Below are 13,296 nucleotides of genomic sequence, written 5' to 3'. Positions count from 1 at the left end.
ACGCGCCGCATTTCGTTAAGTTTTTCTCGAACAACGGCCCCTTCTCCAACTCGGCGGCACCATGTCCAACGTGTCCAGCATTTGGGTGCGCTCTCCCGTCATGCTTGCAGCCGCGGCCGGCTTCCTGCTTCTCGGCACGCAGGCCGCGAGCGCCCACGTCAAATGGTTCTGCGCCTTCGACGTGGCGGGCCAGCCCCGCGGCCTCGCGGAGGTGCTCTGCGCCGACTTCGAGCTGATGACCGGCTTGGCGATCCTCTGCCTGATGGTGGGGTGTCTGGCCGAGGGCACGAGCTTCGGCACGGCGCTGCTCAACGCCCTCGACCGGGTGACGGTGCGGCTGCGGGAGGACACCGGCCTGATCGTGCGGGCGGTGGTCGGCTTCTTCCTCGTCTCGGTGTGGAACCTCGGCGGCATCATCCTGACGCCCGAACTCAAGACCGACGCGCAGTGGATCTCGTGGCTGCAGCTCGCCATGGCCGGCTGCCTGATCTGGAAGCGCACGCTGCCGCTCACCGCGCTCGGGATCGTTTTCCTGTTCGGCTTCGCCGTCTGGCATTACGGCGCCTTCCACCTCGCCGACTACCCGGTCTTCCTCGGCGTGGCCGCCTACCTCGCGCTCACCGGCCTCGACCGCACCTTCTTCGGCCATCGCCCGATCGACGTGGTGCGCGCCACCGCCGCCGTCACGCTGATGTGGGCCTCGGTCGAGAAGTGGGCCTACCCGCACTGGACCGATCCGCTGCTCGCCGCCAAGCCCGCCATGACCATGGGCGCCTCGCCCGAGACCTTCATGCGGGCCGCGGGCGTCATCGAGTTCACCCTGGCCTTCGCCCTGATCTGGACGCCGCTGGTGCGCCGCGCCTCGGCCATCATCCTGGCCGCGGTGTTCGTCTCGGCGATCGTCGAGTTCGGTAAGGTGGACGCGATCGGCCATTCGGGCATCATCGCGGTGCTGATCGCCATCGCGGCCGACGACGCGAGAGTGGCGGCCACCCGCCGCGACGCGGTGCTCGCCCCGGTCTATTATGTCGGCGCGCTGACGGCCTTCCTCGGCGTCTACTACGTGGCCCACAACCTGCTCTACGGCGACCTCTACGGCGCCGCCTCGGCACTCGCCACGGTGCCGGTGATCTGAGCCCTACGGCGAGCGGCAACGAGGGACGCTGCGGCCCGGCGCGCCGGCCTGCCTTACGGGCGGGGCGGCTCCGCCGGGATCGGCTTATGGGCCGGGCCGTCGGCACCGGCATCGCTCAGGCTCTCCATGAAGGCGATGAGGTCGGCCTTCTCCTGCGCCGTCAGGCCCAGGGGGCGGATATCGCGGGAGCGGCTCGGGCGGTCGATGCCGCCACGGTCGTAGATCTCGACCACCTCGGCCAGCGTCCTGGCCGCGCCGTCGTGCATGTAGGGCGGACGCCGGGCGACGTTGCGCAACGTCGGCGTCTTGAAGGCGTAGCGGAGCGCCGTCGAGGTCGGGAAGAACCGGCCCCGGCCGATGTCGTCGCCCGACGCCGTGCCGATGTCGTGGAACGAGCCGTCGGTGAAGCTGTGGCCGGAATGGCAGGAATCGCACCCGGCCTTTCCGGTGAACAGGTCGAAGCCGCGCTTGGCCGCCGGGCTCACCGCGCCCGTCTCGCCCGCGACCCAGGCGTCGAACGGAGCCGGGCCGGCGACGATCAGGCGCTGGAAGGTGGCGAGCGCCTGCTCGATCCGCGGGCGGGTGACCGGCCGCGCCTCGTCGGCGGCCTCGGGGAAGGCCCGGCGGAACGCCTCGACGTAGCGCGGCACCGCGCTGAGGCGCTCGTTGAGCAGCGCCTCGGGCATGTCCATGTTGGCCGGCGCCGTGATCGGCACGTAGGCGACCGATTCGAGATCGCGGAAGCGTCCGTCCCAGCCGAGGCTGCGCTCGATCCAGGCGATGTCGACGAGTGTGGGCGTGCGCACCGCCATCGGTGCATCGTCGTTGCGCATCGCCCGCGGCTGGTCGTCGGTCCAGTCCAGCGACGGCACGTGGCAGGTGGCGCAGGCCCGGCCTTCGTCGCGCGACAGGATCGGATCGAAGAACAGCGCGCGGCCGAGTTCGGCCTTGGCTTGGCTGTAGGGATTGGCCTCGGGAAAGGGGATCGCGTCCGGCCGGCGGAACTCGGCCAGCCGCGCGGCGCGGTCGGGCTCGCTCGCCGAACCGACAGCCCAGGCGCCACCGATGACGATCGTTCCCAAGATGAACGTCAGGGCCGCCGCCGCACCTGCAAGTCGTGTCACCATCCGTACCTCTGGGCCGGACGCTAACACCTGATGCTTTTTGAATGATGAATCGCTGCCGCCGCCGTCCGAGGCGGCGGCAGCGGCGCCGGTTGCCCGTGCCGTTCCCTTCCGGAGGTGGGATGTGCGCCGTCGACCCGGCCCTCGGGTCGGCGATCAGGGCGGCCCGATCACTTCACCGTCACCGCGAGCTTCATCTTCGGGTGGATGCCGCACAGCACGGTGAAGCTGCCCTTCTTCGGAAACGCCACGACGGTTCGGCTGCCCGGTGCCTGCTCGCCGGTATCGAAGGCGAAGTCGGGATGATCGAGATAGGCGTGGTGGATGAGTTCGCCGTCGTCGTTGACGATTTCGACGCTCTCGCCGGCCTTCAGCGCGACCGCTCCGGGGGCGAAGGCACGGCCCTTCTGGGCGATGCGTTGCGGTGTCAGGTCGCTCGCGGCCATGGCCACGGCTCCCGCCAGCAGGAGCGCGGCCATGAGGCCGCCCAGGGCAAGATGCCGTCTCACAGCGCGGCTCGCGTCAGGCATGCATGTCCCCGTCTGGAAGGGGGCGCCCCCGCGCTCACCCGCCCTGCAACCTAGCATTCTGTTTGTTGCCTCTGCCTTAACATCGACGGCGGCGTCGGGACGATCCGGCAGGAGATCGCGAGGACGCGTCCCAAGGGCGATGGAGAGTACCTTAACGAATATGCGCGAAGCTCCGTCGGCGGAGAACCCGACCACGCGATGACAGCACTCCGGCCCCCGATCGGCAACTTGAGATGGAACGGCACCATCCGGGCGCTTCTTCGCGCCGGTGCGACCATCCGCGGGCGCATCCTCCTCGCCTTCCTGATGCTGAGCGCGATCACGGGACTGCTCGGGAGCTACGCCGTGCTCGGCATCGCGACCACCGGCCGGCTCGTCGACAGGACCTACGATCACTCGCTGATGGCGATCAACTACGCGCGCGCCGCCTCCGGCGATCTCGCGGCGATCCAGGCGGCGGTGGCGCGCGCGCGGCTGGCGACCGACGAGGCGGAGCGGCAGGCCCAGGAGGCCCGCATCGCCTCGCTCGTGCAATCCTTCGAGGAGGATCTCGGGATCGCCGCCGAGCGCGCCCAGTCGGCCCGCGCCGCCGCCGAGGCCGGAGCAGCCAAGGAGGCCATGACCCATTGGCTCGCCGCCCGCCGCGAATTCGGCACGGGTCCGCAGACGGCCGATGTCTGGCGGGCGCTCGATGCGCACGCGGCGGCGGCCGAGCAGCATATCGACCTGCTCATCAACTTCACCGCGGGCGACGGCTTCTCCCACCGTCAGGCGGCGCGCGCCCTCGTCGCCCGCGACATCCGGCTCAGCGTCGCCGCGACGCTGTTCGCCATCCTGCTCTCGGGCGTCGTGGCGCTGCTGCTGTCGCGCCAGATCGTGCGGCCGGTGGCCGAGGCCTCGGCGGTCGCGACCCGCATCGCCGCGGGCGACCTCGCCGTGCCGGTGCCGGAGGGGGGCGCCGACGAGTTCGGCGCCCTGCTGCGCGCCATGGAGGTGATGCGCGGCAACATCCGGGCGATGATGCAGGAGGAGGTGGCGCAACGCCACTCGGCCCAGGGGCTCCTCGCCGACGCGGTCCAGGGCTCGAACGAGGGCATCGCCGTGGCCGATGCCCAGAACCGCATCGTCATGGCCAATGCCCGCTTCGCGGCCCTGCTCGGCCTCGATCCCGCGGCGGCAGCCGGATCCGAAATCGCTGCCGCCCGCGGCTCGGTCACCGCCGACACGCTGCTCTCCATGCAGGCCAACGGCACGGCCGCGGTGGAGCGGCAGGGGGCGGACGGGCGCTGGCTGCGCATCAGCCGCAGTCCGACCCGCGACGGCGGCTTCGTCGCGGTCTGCTCCGACATCTCCCGCCTCAAGGCACAGGAGGACCAGCTCAAGCGCAGCAACCTCCAGTTCGACGCGGCGCTGGGCAACATGCTCCAGGGCCTGTGCCTTTTCGATGCGGACGGCGGGCTCCTCGTGCACAATCGCCGCTTCTGCGACATGTTCGGCATCGAGCCGGGCATCCTGCGACCCGGCATGAACCTGCGGACCATGGCCACCGTGGTCGCGTCGGGCTCCGCCTTCGACGACACCCGCGCCCTCGACCTCCTGCTGGAGCAGGAGGATCTGCTTCGCGGCGGCAACGGCGGAGCCCTGTGCCGCTCGATCCGGGCGGACCTCATCGTCTCGGTGCGCCAGCAGCCCACTGCCGAGGGCGGCTGGATCGCGACCTACGAGGACGTGACCCAGCGCTTCGAGGCGGAGGCGCGGATCATCACCATGGCCCGGCGCGACGCGCTGACGGGGCTGGCCAACCGCATGGTGTTCGGCGAGCGGCTGGAGGAGGCCTCCGCGCGGCTCGCCGACGGGGCCGGCTTCGCGGTGCTGTGTCTCGATCTCGACCGCTTCAAGGAGGTCAACGACACCTACGGCCATCCGGTCGGCGACGCGCTGCTGAAGGGCGTGGCGGAGCGGCTGCAGGCCTGCCTGCGCGAGAGCGACCTCCTGGCCCGGCTCGGCGGCGACGAATTCGCCATCGTGCAGTCCGGCTCGCGCCTGCGCGAGGACGCGATCGCGTTGGCCACGCGCCTGATCGGCGTGTTCGAGCAGCCGTTCTTCCTCGACGATCACGTCGTCGCGGTGGGCGTCAGCATCGGCATCTCGCTTGCGCCCGAGCACGGCTCGAACCCGGAGACGCTGCTCAAATGCGCCGACCTCGCGCTCTACCGCGCCAAGGGCGGCGGCCGCGGCGGCTGGTCCTTCTTCGACGAGGAGATGGACCTCGAGCTGCGCAAGCGCCGCGCCCTGGAGCACGACCTGCGGCAGGCGGTCGCCGAGGGTGCCTTCGAGCTGTTCTTCCAGCCGATCGTCAGCCTCACCCACCAACGCGTCGCCTGCTGCGAGGCGCTGCTGCGCTGGAAGCATCCCGAGCGCGGCTACGTCTCCCCGGCGGAGTTCATACCGCTGGCCGAGGAGACCGGCACCATCGGCGAGATCGGCGCATGGGTGCTGCGGCGCGCCTGCCGCGAGGCGATGAACTGGCCGGGGGACATCGGCGTCGCGGTCAACGTCTCGGCGGCGCAGTTCCGCAACGCCGCGGTCGTGCGCGCCGTCATGGAGGCGCTGACCGAGAGCGGGTTGCCGGCCTATCGCCTCGAACTGGAGATCACCGAATCGGTGCTGCTCACCGACAACGTGGCGACGCTGGCCACCCTCCACACCCTCAAGCGCCTCGGCGTGCGGGTCGCGATGGACGATTTCGGCACGGGCTATTCCTCGCTCAGCTACCTGCAGAGCTTCCCCTTCGACAAGATCAAGATCGACCAGTCGTTCGTGCGCAACCTCGACGTCACCGGCAGTTCGCGGCTGATCGTCCGCTCGGTGGTCGGCCTCGGCCGAAGCCTCGGCATGACGGTCACGGCCGAAGGTATCGAGACCGAGGCGCAGATGGAGCAGCTTCGCCTCGAAGGCTGCGACGAGGCCCAGGGCTACCTGTTCAGCCGCCCGGTGCCCGCTGCCGGGATCGACGCGCTGTTCGACCGACTGAAGCTCAAGGCCGCCTGATCCCGCTGCCTTCGGTGGCGGGCAAGCCGGAACTGCTGGTTCCGCAGGATCGTGACGGACGATTCTCGACCGACCCGTTCGAGCGCCACCCTTGCTCGGTGCGGGCCTTCTAGAGAATCGTTCTGGACCTCGGATCCAGGACGATTCTCTAAGCTTTTGTGCCGCATCGGCTTTTCCCGAAAGACGGCATCCACCTTTCGGGCCGATGCTCTATCGGGCAGTGCCTTCCTTCGAAGCCGCAGCGCGGCACCTCAGACGAGCGGGATTGACAGGAGGGACGGCCCGGGAACCGTCGGGCCAGCTCGGCCATTGAAAGCAGTGAACAGGCCGCGGACGCATTGCGGCAATTCGGTGATCGCTCTCACGGCGGTGCCGAAAACGTGATACGGACCAAAGTCGAAGCTTTTGTCCTTCCCAAGGTCATGGCTTTGAAGGGGCCGGGCGGCTCGAGTCTCGACAGCTTTTCCGCCCGGTCCCGCCCCTGTTCTCCCCTCAGAACCCGGTCGCGATCTTGCCGTAGGTCAGCTCGGCGAAGGCGTGGATCTGGCCGCCGACGAAGGTGCCGGTCACGAGCAGCACCAGCAGGATCGCGACGATCTTCGGCACGAAGGTGAGCGTCACCTCCTGGATCTGGGTGAGCGCCTGCACCAGGGCCACGACGATGCCGATCACCATCGCGGCGCCCACGGAGGGGCCGGCACCGATCAGCACGGTCCAGATCGCCGAGCGGACCAGTTCGAGAGCGTCGACCTCGTTCATCAAGCATCGGCCCGAAAGGTGGCCCCGGCTTTCGGAAGAAGCCGATGCGGCACGGAATGGGGAGAACTAGCTGATCGAGATGCCGGAGGCGAGGAGCATCTCGCGGCCGTCCTTGAGCTTGGCCACCGCGCCGTCGCTCGTCACCCGCACCGATTCGACCACGCCCGAGACCGCGCCGTCGGCCGAGGTGATGGTGCGGCCGATGATGGCGTCGGCCTGATCGAGGAAGCTGGCCGACAGCAGCGAATCGAGCTTCTGGTTGGTCTTGGTCGCCTGCTCGACCTGCGAGAAGGTCGCGAGCTGGCCGACATACTCGGTCGAGTCCATCGGCTTGGTCGGGTCCTGGTTCTGCAACTGGGCCATCAGCAGCGTCAGGAAGGTGTCGGCGTTCATCTTCGAGGCGACGGAGGTCGCCGCCTTGGCCGCCGCCGCGGTGGTGACGCCGGTGCCGGCGGTGGTGCTGCTGACGACGCTCATGGGATCACCTTCGCCGCCATCGGGTCGGCCTTCGGGGCGGGGGAATGCGGGCGGCACGAACGGTCCGCCGGATGGCGGGGGCCGAGCCGGTCGGCGGGTCTCTGCCGGGCGACCGGCGGGGCCGGCATCGCGGCGGGGCCGTCGATCAGGGCGGCTTCCGCCGAGAAGAGCGCGCGGATGATCCGGAGCGCCTCGAACGGGCGCCCCGCATCGACAAGGCCGCTCGCGGACTTCAGGCCGGTCAGGATCGCGGGCTCGGCGGTGGCCGCGAGGATGCCGTCCTGCAACGAGGCGTAGACCGTGCGGGCGAGATCGGCCTGGGCCGGCTCGATCAGCATGGTCTGGGCCGCGAAGTAGAGCTGGCGCAGCGGCGTCGTCGCCTCGTCGGGCTGGAGGACGTGGCCTTCCAGCAGGAAGGTCGCGTCGTTCATCAGTTCCAGCGAGACCTTGCGGTCGGCCCGCACCACGGCGCCGTTGATGAAGACGCGCTCGCCCGCCCTCAGGTTGAGGTGCATGGTGCGGGCCGCCGGCCTGTCCGACGATCGGTCGACCTTCTCGCGGGCCATGGCCGCCTCACCGCAGCCCGTCGCGGATCGAGGCGTTCACCTCGATCAGCGCGGAGAGGCTACGCTCGGGCGCGCTCAGCACCGCGCCGGCCTCGCGCATGGTCCACATGCCGATCGAGACGAGGTCGGAGCGCAGGCCCTCGGGCAGGCCGTTCTCGGGATCGAGCAGGTCGGAGACCAGCACGTTCCACAGATCCTGGACGTAGCCGACGGCCTGCGAGCGCTCGGCGATGGCGCCGGGCCCGCGCGCTTCGGCCGAGCGCAGGAGGCCGATCGCCCGGTCGAAGGCCGCGCGCTCGCGCTCGCGGCCGAGATCGGGCGCGTCCTCCAGGATCTCGGAATAGGACATGCGGTACATCGGGGCCGATACTCCGTGACTTCGGTCGAGATGCGAGGAGGCTTTTACGAAACGAAGTTGATCAGGCTGAGACTGCGCAGCTGCGCGGTCAGGCCGTAGGACATCTGGATCTGCGTCGTCAGCGCATCGACGCGCGACTTGGCCTCCGCCGGATCGACGCTCTCCAGCGCGTTGATGCGGGCCGAGAGCAGCGCCGTCTGCTTCTGCATCCGCGCGTTGGCGTCGGTGATGCGGCTCTGCGCGCGGCCGAGATCGGCCTGCATCGTCACGAGGCCGCGGCTGGCGCTGCCGAGCAGATCGCTCATCCGCGCGGTTGCGACGGCCTGGGCGTCGGCCGGGAAGCCGGACAGGCCGATCCCGGAGCCGATCACGTAGGCCATGGCGAGGTCGCGCAAGGGGGCGGCGTTGGCCGAGGCCGAGGTGGTCGCGGTCTCGGTCAGCGAGATCTGGCTGGTGATCGTGCGGTTCGAGGCGCCGGACCACTGGCTCCAGCCGGTCTCGCTGAAGAGGCTCGCATGCAGTCCGTCGAGGAAGGCCGTCATCTGGCCCGCCGTGGCGTTCGCCGTGCCGCCGGGAAAGGCCGCCGCGAGCGCCGTCTGCACGGCGGTCCTGGCGGCCGAGGCCGGGCTGCCCTCGTAGGCCGTGAGCGGGGCGGCGCCGGTGTCGGTCCCGCCGAACACGGCCTGACCTCCGATTCCGGTGTTGAGCGAGGCGGTCAGCGCCGAGAGCCGCGTGGCGGCCGAGGCGGCGATCGCCGCCGCGCGCTGGTCGGCGGGCAGCCCCGTCAGCTCCTTCAGCATGGCGTCGGCATCCGCCTGGATCGCCGTGAGCGCGCTCTGGCTCGCGTCGAGCCGCAGCGAGGCGGCCGCGTTGCTCTGGGTCAGCGCCGCCAGCACCGCGCTCTGCCGGCGCAGGCCGAAGGACTGGGCGACGCCCCCGCCGAGGGTCGCGCCGACATCGGCGTGGCGGCCGGTGGCGATCTCGCGGGTGGCGTCGGCGAGTTCGGTCTGGAGCCGCGAGGCGCCGGTGCGCGGCGCGTTCCAGAGGTTGAGGCTGGAGATGAAGCCGGTGGTCATCATGGATGCAAACTCACCGCACCGCGTCGAGGAGGGTCTTGAGGAGGTCGTTGACGACCGAGATCAATTTGGCCGAGGCGGTGTAGGAGCGCTCCAGCTGGAGCGTCAGGGCGGTCTCGTCGTCGCCGTTCACGCCGGCCACGTTCGACAAGGCCTCGTTCGCCCGCGACAGCAGGGTCTTCTGGTAGGAGGCCGTCTCCGAGGCGTCCTTGCGCAGGTCCTCGATCCAGCCGGCCGAGCCTTCGGCGAAATCGGCGAGGCTCAGCGAGGTGCCGAGCCCGAGGCTCGCATCGAAGCTGCGCGTCGCGGTCAGGCCCGAGACGAGGGCGCGGAGCCGCCCCGCATAGGCGGCATCGGTGCCGGCCGCGAGGTCGCGGTAATCGGTGCCGTTCATGCCGCCGGTGCGCAGCAGCGCGACGTTGCCGCCCCGGTCGGGATCGACCGCGGCGTTGATGGCGATCCGCCCCGCGAGGCCGAGACGGCCGGCCGCCGATCCGTCGGGGAGAAGGGCGCTGGCGCCGTTGGTGAACAGGCCGGCGCGCGGGCCGCCGTTGGGGGCGATGGCGTCGGTCTCGGCGAAGGCCGCGATCAGGCCGTTCGCCATGGCGTCGAGCTGCGCCTCGTAGGCCGGGGCCGCCTCGTCGCGGAACGCCGCGAGGCCGGCGAGACGGCCGGAGGCCAGCGGCATCGGCGAGTTGGCGCCGGTCACCGGCACGCCGTCGATCACCACCGCCGCGCCGGTCGTGCCGGCGGCGAAGGTCGTGGTGGCCGAGAAGGTCACCTTGCGGGCGCCGCGGTCGAACAAGGGCACGCCGCCGTCGGTGTAGAGGGCGACATCGCCGCCCTCGCGGGCGATGGCGGTGACGCCGACCTCCTGCGACAGGGCGGTGAGGATGCGGTCGCGGTCGTCGAGGGCGTCGGTGGCGTCGGCGCCGAGCGCGAGGCCGCGGGTCACCGCGGCGTTGGCGCGCTCGAACTGGCCGAGCAGGTCGTTGATCCGCGCGACCGAATCGGCGATGCCGGCGTCGGTTCGGGCGCGGGCCGCGTGCACGGCGCCGGCCGCGTCGTTGAGGCTGCCGGCCAGCGCCTTGGCCGAATCGATCGCGGCGCGGGCGAGTTCGGTCGAATCCGGCTGGTTGGCCGCGGCCTGGAGCGCCGCCTCGAAGCCGGCGAAGCGCGCGGCGGGCGAGGTCGGGTCGGTGGTGTCGCCGACCGTGCGGGCGAGGTCGGTCAACCCGCCGAGCAGGGCCTCGCCGCGGGCGCTCGCCGCGTTCGCCGACAGGGTGCGGGCGTAGAGCGCCGCGTCGGTGGCCCGCGTGATGCTCACCACCACGCCGCCGTTGCCGGTGCCGACGAGGGCGGCGATCTTGCGCGAGTAGCCCGGATCGCCGGCGCCCGCGACGTTGCGCGCCGAGACCGCGATCTGGTTCGACGTGGCGGCGAGCGAGGCGCGCGCGGTGTTGAGCGCGAGGGTGAGACCCATCGTTCGTGTCCTGGGGGGTCGTATCGCGGAAGTGCGGATGGGGCGGGCGCGCCGTCGGCGAGACGGCGCGCCCGGAGACGTGAACGGGGCTGCGTCAGCGCTTCAGGTTCATCAGGGTCTCGAGCATCTCGTTGCCGGTCATGAACACCTTGGAATTGGCGGTGTAGACTGTCTGCGACTCGATCATCGTGGTCAGCTCGGTGCTGACGTCGACGTTCGACTGTTCGAGGGCGCGGGCCTTCAGGGCGCCGCGGCCGTTCTCCCCGGCGAATCCGACCTGGATGTCGCCGGAATCGACCGAGGTGGTGAAGACGTTGCCGGCTCGCGGGCTGAGGTTGTCCGGGCTCGCGACGTCGGCGAGCGGCACCTTGAAGGCGGCCTTGCGGGTGCCGTCGGCGTAGAGGGCGTAGACGGTGCCGTCGCCGCCGAAGGCGGTGCCGGTCACGGCGGTCGGGGCCGAGCCGTCGGAGGTGCCCGAGAGCGCGTAGTCGCCCGAGAGCTGGGTGACCGCCGAGAGGTCGATCGTCATCGTGCGGCCGTTCGGGACCGCCACGTTGGTCGTGCCGCCGCTCGCCACCTTACCGTTGGCGTCGAAGGTGAGCGTGGTCGTGCGCAGCGGCGAGGCCGGGAAGGTCGCGGGCGCCGCCTGATCGTAGAAGCTCACCGACCACGCATTGGCGCCGGTCTTGGTCATGGTGACGTCGAGGATCTTGGCCTGGCCGACATTGTCGAAGACCTTGAGCGAACTCTTCTTCGAGAAGGTCGCGACGGCGGGCGGGGCAGAGGCCGCGACCGGCGTCTCGTAGGAGAGGTTGCCGTTGATGGTGCCGGCGGTGGTGGGCCGCGCCTCCTGGCCCATCCGCGAGACGTTGATCGGCTCGAGGTCGGCGATGCCGTTGAGCACAGGGTTCGGCTCGCCGTTGGCGAGGCTGTAGCCCATCAGGGTAAAGCCGCCCGCGTTGACGAGGTTGCCGGTCGGGCCGTCGACCACGAAGTTGCCGGCCCGCGTCAGGAACGGCGCCCCGGCCGAATCCTTCACGACGAAGAAGCCGTTGCCGCTGATGGCCAGATCGCTGTCCGAGGTCGTCGAGGCAATGGGACCGCCCTCGCCGACCGAGCGGCGGATCGTCGTCTCGACGGCGCCGGAATTGTACTGGCCGTAATCGGCCGATTCGAGCAGCAGCGACGAGAATTCCGTCGAGGTGCGCTTGTAGCCGGTGGTGCCGGCGTTCTGGATGTTCTCCGCCACGGTCGAAATGCGGTTCGACTGGGCGGTCATCCCGGAGACGCCGGTGCGGAGCACGCCGATGAGACTCATGCTGACACCTCGTTGATTGTCGGATCTGTGCGCAGTGGACACGCGGTCGCTTGCGCGGGGCTGAGGGAGGGGTGGGGAGGGGCGGTCACGCTCATCCCCGCAGGGATTGGGCGAGTTCGAGGAAGGCGTCGCGGCTCGGCGCCTGACCGGGCTCCTGGCGCATCGCCTCGTAGATGCGCGGCACCAGGGTGACGGCCTGATCGAGGTCGGGGTCGCTGCCGGCGCGGTAGCCGCCCATGAGGCGAAGGTCCCGCGTCTCCTCGAAGCGGGCCATCATGCTCTTGAGCTTGCGCACCAATTCGCGCTGGTCGCCGGTCCAGACCTCGCCGGCCAGCCGCGAGATCGAGCCGAGAAGCTCGATCGCCGGATAGCGGCCCTGCTCGGCGATGGCGCGGTCGAGGACGACGTGGCCGTCGAGCGTGCCGCGGATCGAATCGGCGACGGGGTCGTTGTGGTCGTCGCCGTCGACCAGCACCGAGAAGATGCCGGTGATGGTGCCGGCCCCCTCCGCGCCGGGGCCGGCGCGCTCCAGCAGGCGCGGCAGATCCGAGAAGACGCTCGGCGGGTAGCCGCGGGCCACCGCCGGTTCGCCGGCCGCCAGCGCCACGTCGCGGGCGGCGTGGGCATAACGCGTCACCGAATCGACGATGAGCAGCACCGACTCGCCGCGGTCGCGAAGGGATTCGGCCACCGCCAGCGCCACCTTGGGGGCCTGTCGGCGCATCATCGGGCTCTCGTCGCCGGTCGAGACGACGATGACGGCGCGATCCCGCGCGGCGGCGATCGGCCCCTCCAAGAACTCGCGCACCTCGCGCCCGCGCTCGCCCACCAGCGCCACCACGACACTGTCGAAGCCCTGAGCGCCGGCCAGCATCGCGAGCAGCGTCGACTTGCCGACGCCGGAGCCGGCGAAGATGCCGATGCGCTGGCCGGCGCAGAGCGGCGTGAACAGGTCGATCGCCCGCACCCCCGTGGGCAGGGGCTGGCGCACCCTGGAGCGGGTCATGGCGGGGGGCGGGTCGGCGTCGAGCGGCACGTCCGCCGGACCCTCGGGCAGGGGCCCGAGCCCGTCGGCGGGCCGCCCCAGCGCGTCGATGACGCGGCCCTTCCAGGCCGGCGAGGGGCGCAGGCGCGCCGGGCCGATGCGATGGGCGCGGGCGCCGATCCCGACCTCGATGCGGCTCTCGAACGGCTTCACCGTGGTGCCGCCCGCGTCGATCCGCACGACCTCGCCGATCTGGGTCCGGCCCTCGGCGGAAAAACCCATGCGGTCGCCGAGCCGCACGAAGGCGGAGACGCCGCCGATTCGGGCGGCGGTCGCGGTGATCTCGCGCACCGGCCCGCCGACCCGCACCAGGGCGAGGTCGCGGCGGCCGGCCTCCAGGGCCCGCTCCAGGCGCTCGATGGCGTTCGTCATCC

Annotated in this window: 12 protein-coding genes; 2 read left to right on the top strand and 10 right to left on the bottom strand. The window is 70.9% G+C overall.

The features are described from left to right. Positions 1–100 precede the first annotated feature (100 nt). On the top strand, positions 101–1,135 hold the full coding sequence (locus tag HNR00_RS21175; protein WP_246390891.1) for a hypothetical protein: 1,035 nt from the start codon (positions 101–103) through the stop codon (positions 1,133–1,135). Positions 1,136–1,188: 53 nt separating this feature from the next. Here HNR00_RS21175 and HNR00_RS21170 read toward each other — a convergent pair whose 3' ends face one another. Together HNR00_RS21170 and HNR00_RS21165 are read right to left on the bottom strand one after the other, a co-directional pair. Beyond that, positions 1,189–2,262: a cytochrome-c peroxidase gene (locus HNR00_RS21170; protein ID WP_183572765.1), complete on the bottom strand. Its 1,074-nt coding sequence runs from the start codon at positions 2,260–2,262 to the stop codon at positions 1,189–1,191. A gap of 167 nt (positions 2,263–2,429) precedes the next feature. Further along, positions 2,430–2,738, bottom strand: coding sequence for a cupredoxin domain-containing protein (locus tag HNR00_RS21165; RefSeq protein ID WP_183572867.1), 309 nt, complete (start codon positions 2,736–2,738; stop codon positions 2,430–2,432). Between the two features lie 249 nt (positions 2,739–2,987). Here HNR00_RS21165 and HNR00_RS21160 point away from each other — a divergent pair, with 249 nt between their 5' ends. Beyond that, entirely contained in the window at positions 2,988–5,840 is a 2,853-nt protein-coding gene (locus tag HNR00_RS21160; protein WP_183572763.1) for an EAL domain-containing protein, read from the top strand. Positions 5,841–6,332: 492 nt separating this feature from the next. Here the strand turns inward: HNR00_RS21160 and HNR00_RS21155 are convergent, their stop codons facing one another. From HNR00_RS21155 to fliI, 8 genes are all read right to left on the bottom strand, one after another. Beyond that, positions 6,333–6,599, bottom strand: coding sequence for a flagellar biosynthetic protein FliQ (locus HNR00_RS21155; protein ID WP_183572761.1), 267 nt, complete (start codon positions 6,597–6,599; stop codon positions 6,333–6,335). A gap of 66 nt (positions 6,600–6,665) precedes the next feature. Beyond that, the gene (gene flgD / locus HNR00_RS21150) at positions 6,666–7,076 is read right to left on the bottom strand and encodes a flagellar hook assembly protein FlgD (protein WP_183572759.1); all 411 of its coding nucleotides are present in this window, start codon (positions 7,074–7,076) and stop codon (positions 6,666–6,668) included. Then, positions 7,073–7,591 carry a flagellar biosynthesis repressor FlbT gene (gene flbT, locus HNR00_RS21145; RefSeq protein ID WP_183572865.1) on the bottom strand — a complete coding sequence of 173 codons (519 nt, stop codon included), beginning with the start codon at positions 7,589–7,591 and terminating at the stop codon, positions 7,073–7,075. Before flbT ends, flgD begins: the two co-directional genes overlap by 4 nt. Positions 7,592–7,649: 58 nt before the next feature. Beyond that, positions 7,650–8,000: a flagellar biosynthesis regulator FlaF gene (gene flaF, locus HNR00_RS21140; RefSeq protein WP_183572757.1), complete on the bottom strand. Its 351-nt coding sequence runs from the start codon at positions 7,998–8,000 to the stop codon at positions 7,650–7,652. A gap of 44 nt (positions 8,001–8,044) precedes the next feature. After that, positions 8,045–9,079 (bottom strand): flagellar hook-associated family protein, encoded by a 1,035-nt coding sequence (locus HNR00_RS21135; protein ID WP_183572755.1) that lies wholly within the window; start codon positions 9,077–9,079, stop codon positions 8,045–8,047. A gap of 10 nt (positions 9,080–9,089) precedes the next feature. Continuing rightward, positions 9,090–10,559 carry a flagellar hook-associated protein FlgK gene (gene flgK, locus HNR00_RS21130; RefSeq protein WP_183572753.1) on the bottom strand — a complete coding sequence of 490 codons (1,470 nt, stop codon included), beginning with the start codon at positions 10,557–10,559 and terminating at the stop codon, positions 9,090–9,092. 94 nt (positions 10,560–10,653) lie between these two features. After that, a complete protein-coding gene (locus HNR00_RS21125; RefSeq protein ID WP_183572751.1) occupies positions 10,654–11,877 on the bottom strand; it encodes a flagellar hook protein FlgE in 1,224 nt (407 codons plus the stop codon). A gap of 91 nt (positions 11,878–11,968) precedes the next feature. Next, positions 11,969–13,294 (bottom strand): flagellar protein export ATPase FliI, encoded by a 1,326-nt coding sequence (fliI, locus tag HNR00_RS21120; protein ID WP_183572749.1) that lies wholly within the window; start codon positions 13,292–13,294, stop codon positions 11,969–11,971. Positions 13,295–13,296: the final 2 nt, after the last annotated feature.

Origin of the sequence: Methylorubrum rhodinum (assembly GCF_014199935.1) — a bacterium.
Classification (GTDB): Bacteria; Pseudomonadota; Alphaproteobacteria; order Rhizobiales; family Beijerinckiaceae; genus Methylobacterium; species Methylobacterium rhodinum.
Note: the sequence above shows the minus strand (reverse complement) of the source record. Positions and strands in the feature narration are given on the sequence as shown.

What these genes read in the sequence shown, in the direction of transcription:
- flgK (WP_183572753.1), bottom strand. Translation starts at nt 10,559, where the DNA reads ATGGGTCTCACCCTCGCGCTCAACACCGCGCGCGCCTCGCTCGCCGCC.
- fliI (WP_183572749.1), bottom strand. Translation starts at nt 13,294, where the DNA reads ATGACGAACGCCATCGAGCGCCTGGAGCGGGCCCTGGAGGCCGGCCGC.
- flbT (WP_183572865.1), bottom strand. Translation starts at nt 7,591, where the DNA reads ATGCACCTCAACCTGAGGGCGGGCGAGCGCGTCTTCATCAACGGCGCC.
- HNR00_RS21155 (WP_183572761.1), bottom strand. Translation starts at nt 6,599, where the DNA reads ATGAACGAGGTCGACGCTCTCGAACTGGTCCGCTCGGCGATCTGGACC.
- HNR00_RS21125 (WP_183572751.1), bottom strand. Translation starts at nt 11,877, where the DNA reads ATGAGTCTCATCGGCGTGCTCCGCACCGGCGTCTCCGGGATGACCGCC.
- HNR00_RS21165 (WP_183572867.1), bottom strand. Translation starts at nt 2,738, where the DNA reads ATGGCCGCGCTCCTGCTGGCGGGAGCCGTGGCCATGGCCGCGAGCGAC.
- HNR00_RS21170 (WP_183572765.1), bottom strand. Translation starts at nt 2,262, where the DNA reads ATGGTGACACGACTTGCAGGTGCGGCGGCGGCCCTGACGTTCATCTTG.
- HNR00_RS21175 (WP_246390891.1), top strand. Translation starts at nt 101, where the DNA reads ATGCTTGCAGCCGCGGCCGGCTTCCTGCTTCTCGGCACGCAGGCCGCG.
- HNR00_RS21160 (WP_183572763.1), top strand. Translation starts at nt 2,988, where the DNA reads ATGACAGCACTCCGGCCCCCGATCGGCAACTTGAGATGGAACGGCACC.
- flaF (WP_183572757.1), bottom strand. Translation starts at nt 8,000, where the DNA reads ATGTACCGCATGTCCTATTCCGAGATCCTGGAGGACGCGCCCGATCTC.
- HNR00_RS21135 (WP_183572755.1), bottom strand. Translation starts at nt 9,079, where the DNA reads ATGATGACCACCGGCTTCATCTCCAGCCTCAACCTCTGGAACGCGCCG.
- flgD (WP_183572759.1), bottom strand. Translation starts at nt 7,076, where the DNA reads ATGAGCGTCGTCAGCAGCACCACCGCCGGCACCGGCGTCACCACCGCG.